Annotated in this window: 16 protein-coding genes; 13 read left to right on the forward strand and 3 right to left on the reverse strand. The window is 45.7% G+C overall.

What is annotated here, in order from left to right; translation table 11 throughout:
• Positions 1 to 81: 81 nt before the first annotated feature.
• Entirely contained in the window at positions 82 to 1,668 is a 1,587-nt protein-coding gene (locus ACLWBD_RS05040; protein ID WP_413569828.1) for a methyl-accepting chemotaxis protein, read from the forward strand.
• A gap of 135 nt (positions 1,669 to 1,803) precedes the next feature.
• On the forward strand, positions 1,804 to 2,970 hold the full coding sequence (ftsY, locus tag ACLWBD_RS05045; RefSeq protein ID WP_063209069.1) for a signal recognition particle-docking protein FtsY: 1,167 nt from the start codon (positions 1,804 to 1,806) through the stop codon (positions 2,968 to 2,970).
• Positions 2,971 to 2,994: 24 nt separating this feature from the next.
• Here ftsY and ACLWBD_RS05050 read toward each other — a convergent pair whose 3' ends face one another.
• Both ACLWBD_RS05050 and ACLWBD_RS05055 read right to left on the reverse strand, forming a co-directional pair.
• On the reverse strand, positions 2,995 to 3,666 hold the full coding sequence (locus ACLWBD_RS05050) for an NAD(P)H-binding protein (protein WP_413569830.1): 672 nt from the start codon (positions 3,664 to 3,666) through the stop codon (positions 2,995 to 2,997).
• Positions 3,666 to 5,213, reverse strand: coding sequence for a L,D-transpeptidase (locus tag ACLWBD_RS05055; RefSeq protein ID WP_413569832.1), 1,548 nt, complete (start codon positions 5,211 to 5,213; stop codon positions 3,666 to 3,668). Before ACLWBD_RS05055 ends, ACLWBD_RS05050 begins: the two co-directional genes overlap by 1 nt.
• 162 nt (positions 5,214 to 5,375) lie before the next feature.
• Here ACLWBD_RS05055 and ACLWBD_RS05060 point away from each other — a divergent pair, with 162 nt between their 5' ends.
• From ACLWBD_RS05060 to ACLWBD_RS05110, 11 genes are all read left to right on the forward strand, one after another.
• Positions 5,376 to 7,004, forward strand: coding sequence for a hypothetical protein (locus ACLWBD_RS05060; protein ID WP_413569834.1), 1,629 nt, complete (start codon positions 5,376 to 5,378; stop codon positions 7,002 to 7,004).
• 136 nt (positions 7,005 to 7,140) lie between these two features.
• On the forward strand, positions 7,141 to 8,829 hold the full coding sequence (locus ACLWBD_RS05065; RefSeq protein WP_413569835.1) for a L,D-transpeptidase family protein: 1,689 nt from the start codon (positions 7,141 to 7,143) through the stop codon (positions 8,827 to 8,829).
• Positions 8,830 to 8,841: 12 nt separating this feature from the next.
• Complete coding sequence (locus ACLWBD_RS05070; protein WP_413569838.1) at positions 8,842 to 9,813, forward strand: hypothetical protein; 972 nt, start codon at positions 8,842 to 8,844, stop codon at positions 9,811 to 9,813.
• A gap of 15 nt (positions 9,814 to 9,828) precedes the next feature.
• Complete coding sequence (locus tag ACLWBD_RS05075) at positions 9,829 to 10,416, forward strand: hypothetical protein (protein ID WP_413569839.1); 588 nt, start codon at positions 9,829 to 9,831, stop codon at positions 10,414 to 10,416.
• A gap of 120 nt (positions 10,417 to 10,536) precedes the next feature.
• On the forward strand, positions 10,537 to 10,845 hold the full coding sequence (locus tag ACLWBD_RS05080; protein ID WP_063209078.1) for a cell division protein ZapA: 309 nt from the start codon (positions 10,537 to 10,539) through the stop codon (positions 10,843 to 10,845).
• Positions 10,846 to 10,871: 26 nt separating this feature from the next.
• Positions 10,872 to 11,435 (forward strand): 5-formyltetrahydrofolate cyclo-ligase, encoded by a 564-nt coding sequence (locus tag ACLWBD_RS05085; RefSeq protein ID WP_413569841.1) that lies wholly within the window; start codon positions 10,872 to 10,874, stop codon positions 11,433 to 11,435.
• A 6-nt stretch (positions 11,436 to 11,441) separates the two neighbouring features.
• Entirely contained in the window at positions 11,442 to 13,007 is a 1,566-nt protein-coding gene (gene rny, locus ACLWBD_RS05090; RefSeq protein ID WP_413569843.1) for a ribonuclease Y, read from the forward strand.
• A gap of 18 nt (positions 13,008 to 13,025) precedes the next feature.
• Positions 13,026 to 14,234, forward strand: coding sequence for a tyrosine--tRNA ligase (gene tyrS / locus ACLWBD_RS05095; RefSeq protein ID WP_063209084.1), 1,209 nt, complete (start codon positions 13,026 to 13,028; stop codon positions 14,232 to 14,234).
• Between the two features lie 11 nt (positions 14,235 to 14,245).
• Entirely contained in the window at positions 14,246 to 14,653 is a 408-nt protein-coding gene (locus tag ACLWBD_RS05100) for a 2Fe-2S iron-sulfur cluster-binding protein (protein ID WP_413569844.1), read from the forward strand.
• A 51-nt stretch (positions 14,654 to 14,704) separates the two neighbouring features.
• On the forward strand, positions 14,705 to 15,514 hold the full coding sequence (locus tag ACLWBD_RS05105; RefSeq protein ID WP_063209086.1) for an alpha/beta fold hydrolase: 810 nt from the start codon (positions 14,705 to 14,707) through the stop codon (positions 15,512 to 15,514).
• Between the two features lie 131 nt (positions 15,515 to 15,645).
• Positions 15,646 to 15,822, forward strand: coding sequence for a hypothetical protein (locus ACLWBD_RS05110; protein ID WP_155722596.1), 177 nt, complete (start codon positions 15,646 to 15,648; stop codon positions 15,820 to 15,822).
• Positions 15,823 to 15,894: 72 nt separating this feature from the next.
• On the opposite strand, the gene ACLWBD_RS05115 is transcribed toward ACLWBD_RS05110, so the two are convergent.
• Positions 15,895 to 16,221, reverse strand: a complete 327-nt coding sequence (locus ACLWBD_RS05115) for a HesB/IscA family protein (protein ID WP_063209088.1) — start codon at positions 16,219 to 16,221, stop codon at positions 15,895 to 15,897.
• Positions 16,222 to 16,294 lie beyond the last annotated feature (73 nt).

A 16,294-nucleotide genomic window follows, 5' to 3' on the forward strand; every position in this document is an offset into this window, starting at 1 on the left:
GCATGTTTACGGTATAAAAACACCACTAGGTGAACTTTGACCGTCTTCGGAAAACAATCAAACACATGCAGGGGATGAAGTATGTTTGCGCGCTTTAGCTTGAAAGCCAAGATGATATTGGCTTTTGTCGGAATTTCGATGTTGTTATTATTGGTCGGCGGTATTGGGTGGCAATCCAATCGCACTGTTGTTGGCGTTTATAGCGTGATTGCCAACCAAAATTTGCCTAATGTGAACAGCATTGGTCGCATTCGTTATCGTGCCCAAGAATTAAATCGTACGATCTTACGCGCGTCCTTGGCGAAAAACCCGCAAGAGGTTTCCAAGTGGCACGAGGAATTCAAAGAATCCATCGTTCGCAATGACGAATTGACGAAAAAGTATTTAGAGGTTCCTTTCCTGCCGAATGAAGAAGCCATCTTCGCGAAGGTCGATGCGGGCTGGAAAAAGTTCGTTGAAGGCGGCGAAAAGTTGATGGAAGCCGCCCTTAAAGGTGATCAGGCTTTAGTTGATAAAATCCTGGATGAAGAAATTCCACAATTGCGTCGCTCTCACGACGATGCCTTATCAGAACTTCTCGTTTTCCACGAGGAAGCCGTAAAACAGGCCAAGATCAAGGCTGCTGAAGCCACATCACGCGGTGAAACGTTTGTCGTTATTATTATCGCTGTCGGATTTTTGGCGGCGACGTCCGTCGGTTATATTTTCGCGACATCTTTGGCCAAATCATTGACTCGTATCAGTGGTGAAATTTCAAATTCCGCAGACCAAACTTCGGCTTCAGGTACTCAGCTGTCAGCGGCCAGTCAGCAGTTGTCATCAGGTTCCTCGGAAGCGGCAGCATCGCTGGAAGAAACAGTGGCCTCGATCGAAGAACTTTCCAGCATGGTAAAACTAAATGCGGATCATGCAAAAGAAGCCAATGCGTTGTCACAGAAGTCGAAAGACTCGGCGGAACATGGGGAAAGTGAAATCACGAAATTGATTGGCGCGATGGAAGAAATCGCCAAAGGCTCTAAACAGATCGAAGAAATCATCACCGTTATTGATGACATCGCCTTCCAGACAAATCTTCTGGCGCTGAATGCAGCCGTGGAAGCGGCTCGTGCGGGAGAGCAAGGTAAAGGTTTTGCTGTGGTGGCCGAGGCCGTCAGAAATCTGGCGCAGCGAAGTGCCGTGGCCGCAAAAGACATTACGACGTTGATTCAAGAAAATGTCGCGAAAAGTGAAAACGGCGCTCGCGTGGCTAGTCAAAGCGGATCGGTTCTTAAAGACATCGTAAACTCCGTGAAGAAAGTCGCGGATCTTAATAATGAAATCTCTGTGGCGAGCCAGGAACAGGCCAGTGGTTTAGAGCAAATTTCAAAAGCGATGAATCAATTAGATCAAGCAACTCAAGGAAACGCAGCGTCCTCTGAAGAAGTGGCTGCTTCTTCTGAAGAAATGTCGGCGCAAGCGGTGGCTTTGGCTGACCTTGTGGTGGATCTTCGTACGCTCGTTCAAGGTGTGGGCACCGCTCAACGTGCAGCTTCTGCAACACATGCGAAAGCGCCTTTAGCGTTTAAAACTCCAATGAAGGCCGCTATGGTGAAACGCAAAGCGGAAATGGAAAACGTACTTCCTTTGGAAGACGGTGACCGTAAAGTTGGAAATGTAGCAGGTTTCTAAGTTTCAAGTCCTTTTAAAGCTGGGCCGCAACCGAAAGACGCGGCCTAGCTTTTAGATTCATCTAGTCTCTAAGGCGAAAGTGCGCTAAATAAGATGGTTTTAGGACTATCTGTGACGCACGCTGTTGGAGGTTTTATGATGTCAGCCGGACATGCTCAACAAATCGAAATTCTGTTTTACGTCGTAGGACTTCTTCTTTTTGTTATCTTTGGTGTCATCATCCTAAGCTACTTGCGCCGCACGCGCCAGCCTTCGCAACAACTTCCTCATGAGGCAAAACGTGAAATGCCAACAACGGCCGAGCCCGCAGAAGAAAAAGAAGCGGTCTTAGCGCACGTGGATTCCACGGGTCAAATTGTCTCTGATATTGAAGCACCTGCGGTCGATCTTAAAGAAGCTTTAAAGAAAACAGAAGAAAACCTTTTCGGCCGTATTCGTAATCTATTTAAAAGTGATTCCGGAAGTGCCCATTTAGATGAAATTGAAGAGATTCTTTACACGAGCGATTTGGGTCCAACGACCGTGCAAAGATTGATGGCCGCTTTGGAAGAAAAGCTTTCGAAGAAAGAGCGTGCCGATTACGACACGGTTCGCTCGGCATTAAAAGAAGAGATCAAAAATATTTTTGCCGGTTCTCATTCTTCAACTCCAGAGCAAGGCATTCTTTCTAAAATCCAGTTTGCAGCACACGGGCCGACAGTCCTGATGATCGTAGGTGTGAATGGCGCCGGAAAAACGACTTCTATTGGAAAAATTTCCTCTCAGCTTGCTAGCCAAGGTAAAAAAGTTTTGGTGGCAGCTGGTGATACGTTCCGCGCGGCGGCTGGGGGACAATTAAAAGTTTGGACTGATCGTGCGCAAGTTGAAATCTTCTCTCCTGAAGGTGTGACAGATCCAAGTGCGGTGGCTTTTGATGCTGTCGCAAAAGGAAAAGCGCAGAACTATGATGTCGTGATCGTCGATACGGCGGGGAGACTGCATACACAAGCCAACTTGATGGAAGAGATTAAGAAAATGAAGCGTGTGATGGCAAAAGTCATCCCGGAAGCTCCTCACGAAACCTTGATCGTGCTTGACGCAAATTCGGGTCAAAACGCCTTGATGCAAGCCAAAGAATTCCACAATGCTCTGACTTTAACAGGCGCGGTTTTAACCAAGATGGATGGCACTGCAAAAGGTGGCGTGGCGGTGGGACTTGCCCAAGAGTTGCAAATTCCAATTAAACTCATTGGTGTCGGTGAAAGAATCCAAGATCTTCGCACTTTCTCTTCACAAGAATTCGTCGATTCTCTTTTTCAGTAATTTAAAGGCAAGATCGCTGACCGTTTATTTTTGGTCAGCGATATCCTGAATTTTATTTGACGGGTAGACATGAAATCCCGGATGAAAATTCAAAATGGCAATCGCCATGGCCTTGGCAATATCGCTGGCTTTGATCGCGCGGTATTTTTTCAGCGGTCCGACCAAAAGTGGATTCAGGTAAGGACTTAATTTTTGCGCGATGTCTTCTCCCGCACGATGCTCTTTTCGATCACCTAAAATCAATGAGGGTCTGAACACCTCGGTCTGCGGAATTTTAAGCTTACGCAGATCATTTTCCATTTCGCCTTTCACGCGATTGTAAAAAACCGACGAATTTGCATCCGCGCCCATGGCAGAAACGACTAAGAACTTCTGCGCTCCGACTCTTTCTGCGACCTTCGCGAATTCAACGACGTAATCGTGATCCACTTTGCGAAAAGCCTCTTGGCTGCCGGCTTTTTTGATCGTGCTTCCCAAGCAGCAGACAAAGATATCGGCTTTTAAAACCGAGTCATAATCTTTCAATTTATTAAAATCTAAAAGAATGTTTTCGATACCGGCAGGAAGCCGACCCAGAGGCGAGCGAGTGACCGCTTTCACAGAAGAGATTTCATCAAGAAGCCCTAAAAGCACAAGGAGCTCGTGTCCCACGAGCCCCGATGCGCCAACCATACATACACTGGCAGGATAATTCATTAGTTCCCTCTAGGTCCTCCGTTGTCCTGTTCAGCTTGGTATTGGATCTCTGGAGGATTGTGTGCTCCAGTTGTTGCTAAGAACTCTGGAACTGTCGTTCTAAAATCAGCAAGACCACTAACTTTGATCACGCCTTTTGTAAGACGAGAATCAGGGTGAGCGTAATCTACAAAACGACCTTCGTCCACTAGGAAGTAACCACGGAAGTTTGTTTTGTAAGCGTCCTCTTTTTTACCAGAGTCGATTCTGTAGCGGTCACCACTCTTACCAGAAGCTGCACCACGACCGTAGTTCAAGCCCATTGCGTTCGGGTATTGGTCAATTGCGTATTGACCTGCTTCAATCAAGTTGTGGTCAGGAATAACCTGAATAGCTTTTTCGATGATCGTTTTTGCGTCCGCAGTCAAACCGCCGCTTTGTTGAGCGCCATTCGTCAACAAGATGTAATCCCAATTGCCTGGTCTTTCATACTTATCAGCGTAACGTGAAAGCGGAGTGACCTTCTTTTTAAAGAAGCCAGATACGATTTCTTTTTCACGAGTCGACTCACGAGCATAAACACGATAGATGTCCGTACCCACTGGCAACAAGCTGCGCAGGTAGGCAATCGCACGGTTTTCAAGACGAGTACAACCAGAAGAGCCAGGGTTTGAGAATAAGTTCATGAAGAATCCACGAGTCAACTCGATAGTTTCAGAACCGTCTTTACCCCAACCAATAGTTCCATGCATCCATTGGTAGTTCATACCATTTGTTTCATCTGCCGGAGTCACCTTTGCTGCATACCAACCGAAAGCACCATAGATGGTTTTTTCGCCACGAGCATCGTCTACCATCCACTTGCGTGAATTGACGATTTTAGAAACGCCATCGGTGATGGGTTTTGGAATTGTTTTTAAGTCCTGACCAGCACGATACCAGTGAGGATAGTGAGCCATACCGTCTTGATAGAATTTAATCCATTCAGAGATGCGTGAATGTCCTAGCCAGGTTTTAAAAGCATGGGGATCTTCTTTTGTTCCTTCTTCAGGACGGCCGACGACCATCTCTGTTTCCATTACAAGTTTGTGCGGGCAGTTCGGAGTTTCCGTGCAGCGCTCGTAAACACGCGTGATTTCCGTTGCTACGTTTTGAATAACAAAATATTTGGAGGCGGCTGTTAGCAACTGCTTTTCTGAAAGATAGTCTTTAGAAACAAAAAGTTCGGGAGCGATATCTGCTTTAACAGAGGCCGACTTGATGATCTTGATTTGCACCAAAGGTGTTGCTTCATTTAATAGATCATAAATTTCCACTTCATCATTAATGGAAAGTTTGCCGACGATATTGTTGCCAGATGTCGCATTGCTACTGCGGACATTCAGGCTGTCAGCGGAAATGAAGTAACGTTGACCCACTCTGAGTTTGGATTTTTCAATTCCAACTGCGGCGGCATTGGCAGACTGAGTTTGCTCTGTTAATGCTTGCGCCTGACTGATCATCGGCGAAGTGGCAATTAACACGCTTAAAACTGCTGAGCACAATCTGCGAGTCGTGGATTTTGTCATGATACGTCCTCCGTACACTTTTCAATTAAACCTTTGTCATTGACTCAAACAGTTTTAGCAAGAAGCGTGACAGGCTCTAGGCCTCCGGTATTTTTTAATGTGCTTAAAATCAGCGTCGATGTTTTTTGCACAGTGCCCAAAGTGGGCACGCAGGGAGGCTTCATGACCAAGATATTCTTACTTCTTCTATTAATATGTTCAGGCACTGCTTATGCCCAATACGATACAAAGTGGAGGATCACCAAACCATACTGGACGACGCAAGATGAAGAAAGATTCGGAGAATTCATTTCCTATATAGGGGCTGCTGTGAATCGACGTGAGTGTGGAACCGTCGATTCCTGCTTAAAAAATCCGCTAGCAAATCCCTATGCCGGCACCGACCCTGAAGAGTTGAAACTCTTCGCAGATTGTGCCGATCTGCCTTACTATTTGCGCGCTTATTTCGCTTGGAAAAACGGTTTACCGATGTCCGTTCAGGATGACATGGCTCCGCGGGAACCAAATGATAAAAAAGATGTTCGCTACACCAAATTTGGCAACTACGTAAAGTCACGTTATGACATTGTCGCTGGAAGATGGCGCGGTATTAATGCGGTGGATGTATTAAATGAGGCGATCATCGATAAAACCTACACAGCCTCTTTCCGAGTCATGGGTACGGAGGACCGCGGTCTCTTCACAGATTTTTATCCTGTCAAATTAGGCCGGGATAGCATTCGTCCCGGGACGGTGATCTACGATCCCAACGGACATGTCGCCATCATTTATCGTGTCAGTGATGATGGCCGTATTTATTATATCGATTCGCATCCGGACAACACTTTGACTTCAGGCATGTACACGCCCAAGTTTGTACGAAGCACTCCGTTTCAGGGGGCCGGGTTTAAAAATTTCAGGCCCCTCGCGCTTGTTGATGCTAAGTTAAATTCAAGTGGTGAATATATTGGTGGCAGAATCGTCGGCGCACCGAATAGCTCCTTGCCTCTTTTTAGTGTTGAGCAGTTTTATGGAAATCAGCCGGATCCCGCGGGTGATTGGCAGAAAGGGCAGTTTTTATTTCACGGAATGGCCTTTCCTTATTACGACTATCTCCGGTTAGTGATGGCGCGTGGTGATCTAAAAATTGATCCTCTGGTCGACATGCAACAGAACCTTGTCGATATCTGCACAACACTGAAGGATCGAGTGACCGCGGTTGCCACCGCGATCAAAGCGGGCATTGATATGAAGGAGCACCCGGAACGTCTTCCCCAGAATATCTACGGCACCGACGGAGAATGGGAAACTTATGCAACGCCCGCGCGTGATGCACGCTTAAAGGTGGCGTTTATGGATTTACTTCTGCAAACAAAGCAGCTGATTGCAAGGCAAAGAAGTGGCGACCCGATGATAGTTTATTCGGGAACAAATCTTCCCGCAGATATGCTTCAAGTTTATTATCGAGAGGCGGGAGCTTGTCAGTTCTCTTATGCAAACTCAGCTGGAACACAGATTCCTCTGAATTTAGAAGTCGCACGACATCGTCTTTTTGATTTAAGTTTTGACCCATATCACTGTGTCGAGCTTCGCTGGGGCGCTGCCAGCCCCCAAGAACTCGCCAGTTGCCTAGATACACCCGTGAAAAGAGAGTGGTACAGCCGTGAAAGATGGCTTCGCTATCAGTGGGAACGCCGCTATGATGCACGCATGGATTATTCATTGGAAGAATTGGATGGCCCTAAACCCGGTGCTGGAATCGCGGCTCCGCCTGACGTGGATGTGGTACGGTTTTTAACTTATGGCCGCTAAATATCCTTCGTCTCATATTGAGACATCGGTGACGCTTTAGGGGTGCTGTCAAAAATTTATGCGTTCCACACGTCCCCAGAACCTTCTTCGATCTGGCATCTTACTTGTAAGTAAGGCTTTATCGAAGAGGGTTTATATGAAGATGATGAGAATACTTCCGAAGTCTTTTGTTTTGGGCATGAGTCTAATCGCCATTGCACCGCAATTGACGTGGGCGCAAAGCCAGACGGCTTATATTCAAGATCAAGTAACCCGCGCTCGTACCAATCCAATTATCAATCCTAAATGGGGAAGCTTTCTTCTTCGCACAGATCGTTTAGATAAACTTTATTCTTTACGTGGTTATCAATCTATTTGGGTCGACTCTACGGGAACGCCTAATGCGATGGTAAACACTTTAAAAAATATTCTTTTGAGCGCCGACCGACACGGTTTGAATCCCGCTGACTATTGGGATGCGCAAATCGAAAAAGGTTATCAAGCGACGATGAAAAATCCTGGCGTGCAGTGGATTACGTTTGAGCTTTTGGCCTCCGAGGCTTTGGTTCGTTACGTGACTCATCTTTCAACAGGTCGTTTTGATCCTGAACTTATTGATACAGACATTAAATTTAAGAAAAAAGAGTTCACAGAGTTTCAAGAATTGAATGCGGCGATCTCTTATGGACCGGCTTCTTTGGCGGCGAACTTAGAAAACTTCGCGCCCACACATCCTCGCTATAAAGATTTGCTTTCGATTTTATCGGCTTTGAAAACGCAGAAAAACAGTGGTGGGTGGGCGACGATCAATTCACCGGGCTTTGCCTTAAAGCTGGGTGTCACTGATCCAGTGATCAGCCAATTGCGCGCGCGTTTAAATCAATTGGGGTATTCTATCTCCAATAATGGTGGCAACACATTCGATAGCGAATTTGATACAGTTCTTAGAAAGTTTCAAGCGGCGAACGGTTTAACTTCGGATGGGATTATCGGGACGCGCTCGGAAGTATTAAGAGCGTTGAACTTCACACCATCGCAAAGAATAGCGCAAGTGGAAGCGAATATGGAAAAGCTTCGTTGGCTGCCTAAAAACTTGGAAACGCGCCATATCTTTGTCAACTTGGCGACAGCAGAGTTCCGTCTTTTTGATGATACAGGAAGAGTCTTTTATTTTAACACCGTGAATGGCCAAGCCTTCCGTCGCACGCCTTCGATGCGGGACCAAATCACTTTCGTGAACTTAAATCCTTATTGGACGGTTCCCCGCAGTATCGCCATTCGCGACAAACTGCCATTGCTGAAGCAGGACCGCAATTATTTGCAAAAGCACAATATGATTCTGATCGAAGAGGCGACCGACGAAGAAGTGGATCCTTCAACGATCGACTGGAAAAACATGACGGCTCGTAATTTCGTCTATTACATCCGTCAATTACCGGGACCGGAGAATGCGTTGGGTGTTGTGAAATTCCCATTGCAAAATCCTTGGGCTATTTACATGCATGATACGAACGAAAAAAATCTTTTCGCGGAAAGCAAACGTCATCGCAGCTCGGGTTGTGTGCGTTTAGAGCAACCGTTAGAGCTGGCGGCGTACCTTCTGCAAGATCAACCTGGCTGGAGTCTTTATGACATCCAAAACTATGTACCGTTGAACGACAATTACATCCCAGGCGAGATCGACAAGAAAGTGACTTTGAAAAAGCCGATGCCCGTTTACTTCATGTACCTGACGGTTGAAAAAGGTGAAGACGGTTCAATGCGCTTTATCGACGATGTCTACGGACAGGACACACGCGTTAGTAAAGCTATTTCCAACAAACGTTCTGGCGATGAGCTGTTCTAAGAGGAGAGAGTTATGAAAAAGTGGTGGATCGCAGTTTCGACATTGTTATTCGCAGGACTGGCTCAAGCTCAATCTATGGGTGCGATGCAGGTGAATGGTCAAGCGGGCAGTCAGCAGCTCTTTCAAAAAGTAAAAGCTGTGCGTTGTCAGGTTGGACAACGAGGTGCTTGTGATGCGGCGGTATTTTTTGATTTGAATAAGCAGCAAGCTTTGAATCCCGGAACTTATGTTGTTGGCTTTGAAAACTCCATTTATCCAGAACTTGTGACCGTAAATGCGGGACAAGTGACCAATCTCTATTTGGAACGTATCAATGTTCCGTCGCAAGTGAAGGGCGCAAAAATCCGTGTGTATCGTGATTTCACTTCACTGGTCGAACAAAAGAAGATTTATCTCACGATGTTTACGATGAACCGTCACTTTTTCCGCTTGGATAAAGACAATTTCGGTGATCTTTATTTAGCGGGCCTTTGGGAGCGTGACTTCGTTCAACGTTTCACTTACGAGGTGTGCCCGAAGATTGATGCCTATGGTGAAGTGGCGAGCAGCGCTCGTGCGATCTGTAAAGCATGGAATTCAGCAAAAACTTCGAATGATTTGCGAGACCTCTATAACTTTGCAAACGATGGCACATTTCAAGAAATGTGGGTCACATTTCCAGGCGACGTGATCGCTTCGAAACACCCTCGTTATCTGGTCTCTGCGCCGATCACGGCAGGTGATTTTGTTGCTGTTTTCCCGGGTGTTTACAAGGTCCAGGCAGAAGGAAAAAATCAGGCGGCGGTGACAGTGAAAACTGGTCAACTGTCCCAGAATGCCTCAAACTTTGGATTTTCATTGAACGCGGTTCGTTCTTTCATTAGCCTAGACGGTGAAGACTGTTCAACGGCGCGTACTTGGAAGACAGATTCTCGCTCTTATTGCACCAGCGATTCGGCTGAGGGTTGTGATCGTTCTTCTGCGGAGAGCTGCGAACCCATGTAATGGAAAAAGGTTTCAATGCGATTTGTAGTAAGTTTTATTATTGCTCTTGGGCCTCAGGTTTTGTGGGCCCAAGGTATTAAGCCCGTTTCTGTTTCCTACGAAAATCTGATGCGTTGTTTTCCTGAGCTTCAGGATGAACAGCTTTCCTTTAAAGTCGATCTCAATCGTCTAAAAGACATCTCTGACGAAAAATTCGTGACCTCACAATCGCAACTGCGTCAAAGAAAGATTCATTACCTGGATGCCGAGAAGCAGGCCATGAACTTGATTTTGCGCACCAAGTTCTCTGGCGCGAAGAAAATGGATACCGAACTCACTTTGCAGCAAGTCGATGAAAAAGGTGTGGTGACCAATGTAGGTTTGACGGCGAATCAGCGCATCAACCCCAAACAGGACATCATCAACAACTTTTTGCTCAATGCGACGATCAAATCTGATGAGTATTCGTACAATGACACAAAGCTTAATGGAGTTGTTGCCACTTATAAGCGCAACTTCAAAGAAGTGGAGGAGTATGAACTCCACGATAAACCCAACAAGCGCTCTGTGAGCTGCGAGAAGCAAAAAGACTTAGGCATTATTTGCACTTGTTCCAAAAAATAATCTGTTGAATATCGGACCGATAGAGATATACTTTTTCTTGTGTTGATCTAGGATTTTTCTAGAAATTTAAAAGGTTTAGAACATCGGTACTAACAAGATTCTGCAGCTATTGAGGTGCTAGTGACATCTGATAAAAAAACCTACAATTTTCTAATTGCGGGTGTCCCTTACAAATTAAAAACCTCTCATGACGACGCCACAGTCGAAGAGCTCGTCACATTTGTAAACACTAAAATGAATCAGGCCATGTCAGTTACTAAAAACGGTTCTTACCAAAACGCCGCTGTTTTGACAGCGATGAACTTGGCAGAAGAACTGATCCTTTTGAAAAGAAAAGCGCATCGTGAACTTGAAAAGTTGGAAGAAAAAGCGATGCAACTTTCCGTTGAACTAGAAAATTCCAAGAACAACAAGGTTTTGAACAACTAACTTTGTTTTGATCTCTTGGAGTGTCCATGTCGTTTCCTTGGAGCTCTAAAAAGGAATGTCGTTCCTTCTTTAAATCTCTTTGCGCTCGAGAGTTCGCGCAAGGTCTTGTTCAAAATCAGCAGCAGCTTAATTCTGTTTTGCAGAATTTTTTAAATTCGCAAAGCGGGGTGTGGGGAGCTTACAGAGCTCTGCCAGAAGAAGCACAGGTGGAAGAGGTCTTTCGTATCTCTCACCTGAAGTGGGCTTTTCCGCGGATGCGGGAAGGTCATCTGGAATTCTTTGATGCACACAAGTTTGTGCTGGGACCTTACGGTGTCCTGGAGCCAGCTCCAGATTCGCCCGCACGAGATCTCAAAGATATTCAAGGCCTGCTGATTCCCGGTTTAGTTTTTAATAAGAATGGCAATCGTCTGGGAAAGGGAAAGGGTTTTTATGACAAAACACTTTCTGCTTACCAGGGGATCAAAGTGGGCGTCTGTTTTAACTTTCAAGTGACAGTAGACCCGATCCCGACCGAAGCCCACGATGTGATCATGGATTATTTGATCACAGAGACTGGTGTGGTCGATTGCAGGAAGTATCAGGAGTAAAGGATCATGGAGTTAGTAATCACCGCTATCGTCGCGTTGTTGTTGGGTGGAGCCATTGTTTTCATCATCAAACGTGTTCAAGACGAAAATAAAAAGAAGTCAGCACGTGTAGAAGCCGAGCGCATCGTTAACAAGGCAAAATCGGAAGCCGCGAAAATAAAAAAGGATTCAGAGACCAAAGCCAAAGACTTTGAAGCCCGTGCCCGCAAAAATGTCGAAGCCGACATTCACAAACAAAAATCCACTTTGAAAAACAAAGAATCTCAATTGGACCGTCGCTTGAAAGAAATCGACGATCAGTTCAAAAGTAAAATGGAAGAAAACGAGCGTTATCTGAACACGCTGAAAGACCGTGAAGAAAAAATCGCGATCTCTGAAAACCGTATCAAGGATTTAGAGAAAAAAGGCGAAACACACATTGGCGAATTGAAACAAAAGCTAGAGTCTGTGGCAGCAATGAGCCAAGACGAAGCTCGTCGCCAACTTTTGAACGCTCTTGAAGATGAAGCAAAACAAGAAGCGTCTAAAAAAATCGCGCAGATCGAGGAAGAAGCTAGCAAAGAAGCCGACAAAAAAGCCAAACGCATTTTGGCAACAGCGCTTTCTCGTTTCGCTTCTGAGTACACATCCGAGCGCACAGTGAGTGTGTTGGCTCTTCCGAATGATGAAATGAAGGGCAAGATCATCGGTCGTGAAGGTCGTAACATTCGTACCCTGGAAGCACTTTGTGGTGTGGACTTGATCGTCGATGACACTCCGGAAGCCGTGGTTATTTCTGGTTTCGATCCGGTTCGCCGTGAGTTGGCTCGTCGTACGATTGAAAAACTGATGGAAGACGGTCGTGTGCATCCAGCACGTATCGAAGAGGTCGTTGAAAAACAACGCTCGGAGCTTATGAAGTCCATCAAAGAAGAGGGCGAGCGCCATGTAATGGAATTAGGTATTCCAAACATGCACCCGGAACTTATTAAGATCATCGGTGGTTTGAAATACCGTTCTTATCAAGGTCAAAACGCTTTGAACCAAGCATTGGAAGTGGCGAACATTGCCGGTCTTCTGGCTGGTGAGATGGGTGTGAACGTGAAGATCGCACGTCGTGCGGGTCTTCTGCATAACATCGGTAAAGCCATTGATCATACGGCGGAAGGCAGTTACGCATTCGTCGGTGCTGATTTCGCGAAAAAATACAATGAATCTGAAGACGTCTGCCACGCGATCCGTGCGCATGATGAAGAAGAAAAGCCGCACTCGATCCTTGCTTGGATTGTGCACGCGGCATTCATCCTTTCGAGCTCTCGTCCAGGAGCACGTCGTCCACAAATGGATTCTTTCATCCACCGTTTGGAAGATCTTGAAAGCATCGGTAACAGCTTCGATGGCGTTCTTAAAACTTTGGCTTTGCAAGCCGGTAAAGACGTTCGCGTGCTTGTAGAAAGCAGCAAAGTGACTGATGACCAAGCTGTGATGTTGTCTCGTGATATCGCTCGTAAAATTGAGCGCGAGATGCCACAGGCGGGTGCAGTGAAGGTGACAGTGGTTCGTGAAACTAGAAGCGTTGAACACGCTCGCTAGGAAAAGGATTTTAGGTATATGAGTTTTTTAGATCCTCGTGAGCAGCTTGAAAGAATCAAATTCGGCGTCGCTGAGTTCATCAACGACGAAGACATGCTCAAAAAACTTAAAAAAGGAAAGCCTCTTAATATTAAATTAGGGGCCGACCCGACTCGTCCTGACATCCATATCGGGCACACGGTTGTTATCAATAAACTTCGTACCTTCCAAGAATTGGGTCACAAAGTTTATTTCTTGATCGGGGATTTTACCGCAATGATCGGGGATCCATCAGGAAAAAATACAACTCGTCCGATGTTGACTCGTGAAGAGATCGAAGAGAACGGTCGTACTTACGCAAAACAAATTTTTAAAATCTTAGATCCGGAAAAGACAGAGATTGTTTACAACTCGTCTTGGATTGGCAAGATGACTCCGCAGGAATTCATTAAGATGTCTGCGCAATACACAGTGGCGCGCATGCTCGAGCGTGAGGACTTTACGAAGCGTTATCGTTCCGGTACGCCCATCGGTATTCACGAATTCCTGTACCCTTTAACTCAAGGCTATGACTCTGTGGCTTTAAAAGCCGATGTCGAGCTGGGTGGTACGGATCAGAAGTTCAATCTTTTGGTAGGTCGTGACATGCAAGGCTCTTACGGCCAGGAAGCTCAGTGTATTCTGACGATGCCGATCCTTGAGGGTATCGATGGCGTGAATAAGATGTCGAAGTCTTTAGATAACTACATCTCTGTGATCGATACGCCGAAGGATATGTTCGGTAAGACGATGAGGATTTCTGACGATTTGATGTATCGTTGGTACGAACTTTTGACAGACATCACGGCCCATCAGCTTTCGCAGCTGAAAACCGATGTGGCGGAAAAACGCAAACATCCAAGAGAAGTGAAAGTGAATCTGGCGAAGTTTCTAATTAAACGTTTCCACTCGGAAGCAGCGGCACAGGCGGCGGAAGATGAATTCAACCGTATCTTTGTCGATAAAGGGCTTCCAGATGATGTTCCTGAGTTTACTACAGATGCGGAAGAAATTGGTCTTCCAGCGTTGATGGTGAAAGCAGGTCTTGTGGCCTCTAACGGTGAAGGCTCGCGCCTGATCCAAGGGGGCGGTGTGCAAATTGACAGCGAGAAGATTTCCGATCCTAAGCTTAAAATGAATTTGAAATCGGGCGAAAGCTTCGTGATCAAAGCAGGTAAGAAGAAGTTCGCGAAGATCATTGTTCGCTAAGCAGGTTTATTATGAAGATTAAGTTTCTACCGCAAAATATTGAAGTCGAGGGAACTCCGGATAAGAGTCTCTTGCAAATTGCGACGGAAAATCACCTCGAGATCCGCTCTATCTGTAAAGGCGTTCCGTCTTGTGCGGAATGCCGTATCCGTATCCAGGAAGGGGAGGCCAATATTTTGCCTCCGAATAAAGCAGAACTCAGTCTGATCGGAACAAGCCACTTTATTGATGGCCGCCGTTTGAGCTGCCAAGTGCGCTGTTTTGGTGACGTGACTGTGGATATGACGGAACAAGTTGAAAAGGCCGAAAATCAAACGAAGAAAATTCGTGGTTTCCGAACTAATAAGCAGATCGAATCTAAAGCCGTAAACGACACGATGCTTTTAAGTGATAAGCCTGAAGAAAAAGAGAAGAAGTAAGTCTTTGGTCCAGTGAGTCTTATCGGTTTTTTAACCGATAAGTAATCTGGGATGTCTCATAAAATTACTTTCCGAGAACGCGGGCAAGGGCCCATTTTAATTCTTCTTCATGGTTATGGAGGAAGCGTTCATCATTGGGAAGCCGTTGCCGAAAATCTTTCGTCACAATATCGTGTTGTAGTTCCCAATCTCACCCATGTCTACCTCAGCTCAGATAAATTATTCTTTACTGTGCAGGTGGAAGTGTTGGCGAAATTTATCAAAGAACATTTTCCAGAAGAAAAAGTGTCTGTCGCAGGATTAAGCTATGGCGGTGCTTTGGCTTGGGGTTTGGCAACTCAACATCCGCATCTTGTACAGAAAACGGTGCTGATCAATCCGATGGTGACGGATCCGGTAAAACACTTTTTGCCGAAAGAGCTGCGTTTCTTTTTCTCTGTGCCATTAAATTTAAAAAGCATTTATGTGATGCTTTCAACGCCGATGGGACGGTTGTTTTTAAAAAGAGCCGCGCAAATCTTCCGTGACGAGCGCTCTGAAGGTGTGACGGCGATTGAGAACCTGAAAGGCCGGAAGCTGCAATTTGTAGCGCATATGATCCACCACTTTTCCTGGATTCTTCGCTCTGAAGATTGGAATTTCTGGCATCAGCGTCTTTACACGTATCGCGGTGACTGCCGTTTGATTTTTGATACGGAAGATCTCTTATTTGATCAGGCGGCGTATCGCAAGTTTGCTCATCACATCGGTTGTGAAGATGTCATCGCTTTGACGGGGGCGGGACACCTGGCCATTAAGACACGTCCAGAAACTGTCGCTCAACTCATCTTAGAATTTTTAGAAAACAAGGTCGCGGCTTAACTGTTATTTGTTAGGCCGATGCCTCTACCTTGCTCCTATTTCTTACACATTTTATCTGCAGATCCTTACTTTCGCTCGGTGGGGAGATGAGTCCATTTCTGATATTCTGTTATCAACACAGGAGGTCCGCGATGTCTCATCGTCATCTTAAAGGAAAAGGTTTTAGTCAAACCACGAAGAAGTATGATGGAGAAATTAAAGCTCAAAAGCAGGCCAGTCGAAACACACAAATGAGTCACTCTCGCCACGAAGAGGAAACTGAACCTCAGCACGAGAGAGTCCCTGGAGGAGCCGCTTCGCGGAAATAACTTGAGGGGTGATAAATAAAAAAGGCGCAAGAATTCTTGCGCCTTTTTATTTATCTTTATTGAAGAAAAAAACTAAACGTTGAAGCTAGAACCGCAACCGCAGTGCTTCGACGCATTGGGATTGTTGAAGACAAAACCTTTGCCATTCAAGCCACCGGAATACTCTAAAGTCATACCCAAAATGTACAACATGCTTTGAGGATCTACGGCGACTTTTTGGCCGTGAGATTCAAAAACTTTATCACCTTCACGAGGGTCAGATTCAAAGTGCATCTTGTACGACAGACCTGAGCACCCACCTTTTTTCACCTCAACGCGTAGAAAAGCAGAGTCGTCTTTTCCTTCTTCTTTTTTTAGGGAAGCCAGTTTTGTAGCGGCTTCTGGTGAAATTTGGATCATGGAAACTCCTTATAACTAAATACTACCCTGGAAGTATACCACAGCTGTCAAGAGTTGAGGAGAATAGAAAAAG

The organism is Bdellovibrio sp. HCB117, from assembly GCF_047305915.1.
Classification (GTDB): domain Bacteria; phylum Bdellovibrionota; class Bdellovibrionia; order Bdellovibrionales; family Bdellovibrionaceae; genus Bdellovibrio; species Bdellovibrio bacteriovorus_B.

What these genes read in the sequence shown, in the direction of transcription:
- ACLWBD_RS05110 (WP_155722596.1), top strand. Translation starts at nt 15,646, where the DNA reads ATGTCTCATCGTCATCTTAAAGGAAAAGGTTTTAGTCAAACCACGAAG.
- ACLWBD_RS05055 (WP_413569832.1), bottom strand. Translation starts at nt 5,213, where the DNA reads ATGACAAAATCCACGACTCGCAGATTGTGCTCAGCAGTTTTAAGCGTG.
- ACLWBD_RS05070 (WP_413569838.1), top strand. Translation starts at nt 8,842, where the DNA reads ATGAAAAAGTGGTGGATCGCAGTTTCGACATTGTTATTCGCAGGACTG.
- ftsY (WP_063209069.1), top strand. Translation starts at nt 1,804, where the DNA reads ATGATGTCAGCCGGACATGCTCAACAAATCGAAATTCTGTTTTACGTC.
- ACLWBD_RS05065 (WP_413569835.1), top strand. Translation starts at nt 7,141, where the DNA reads ATGAAGATGATGAGAATACTTCCGAAGTCTTTTGTTTTGGGCATGAGT.
- ACLWBD_RS05050 (WP_413569830.1), bottom strand. Translation starts at nt 3,666, where the DNA reads ATGAATTATCCTGCCAGTGTATGTATGGTTGGCGCATCGGGGCTCGTG.
- ACLWBD_RS05040 (WP_413569828.1), top strand. Translation starts at nt 82, where the DNA reads ATGTTTGCGCGCTTTAGCTTGAAAGCCAAGATGATATTGGCTTTTGTC.
- ACLWBD_RS05100 (WP_413569844.1), top strand. Translation starts at nt 14,246, where the DNA reads ATGAAGATTAAGTTTCTACCGCAAAATATTGAAGTCGAGGGAACTCCG.
- rny (WP_413569843.1), top strand. Translation starts at nt 11,442, where the DNA reads ATGGAGTTAGTAATCACCGCTATCGTCGCGTTGTTGTTGGGTGGAGCC.
- ACLWBD_RS05085 (WP_413569841.1), top strand. Translation starts at nt 10,872, where the DNA reads ATGTCGTTTCCTTGGAGCTCTAAAAAGGAATGTCGTTCCTTCTTTAAA.
- ACLWBD_RS05115 (WP_063209088.1), bottom strand. Translation starts at nt 16,221, where the DNA reads ATGATCCAAATTTCACCAGAAGCCGCTACAAAACTGGCTTCCCTAAAA.
- ACLWBD_RS05075 (WP_413569839.1), top strand. Translation starts at nt 9,829, where the DNA reads ATGCGATTTGTAGTAAGTTTTATTATTGCTCTTGGGCCTCAGGTTTTG.
- tyrS (WP_063209084.1), top strand. Translation starts at nt 13,026, where the DNA reads ATGAGTTTTTTAGATCCTCGTGAGCAGCTTGAAAGAATCAAATTCGGC.
- ACLWBD_RS05060 (WP_413569834.1), top strand. Translation starts at nt 5,376, where the DNA reads ATGACCAAGATATTCTTACTTCTTCTATTAATATGTTCAGGCACTGCT.
- ACLWBD_RS05105 (WP_063209086.1), top strand. Translation starts at nt 14,705, where the DNA reads ATGTCTCATAAAATTACTTTCCGAGAACGCGGGCAAGGGCCCATTTTA.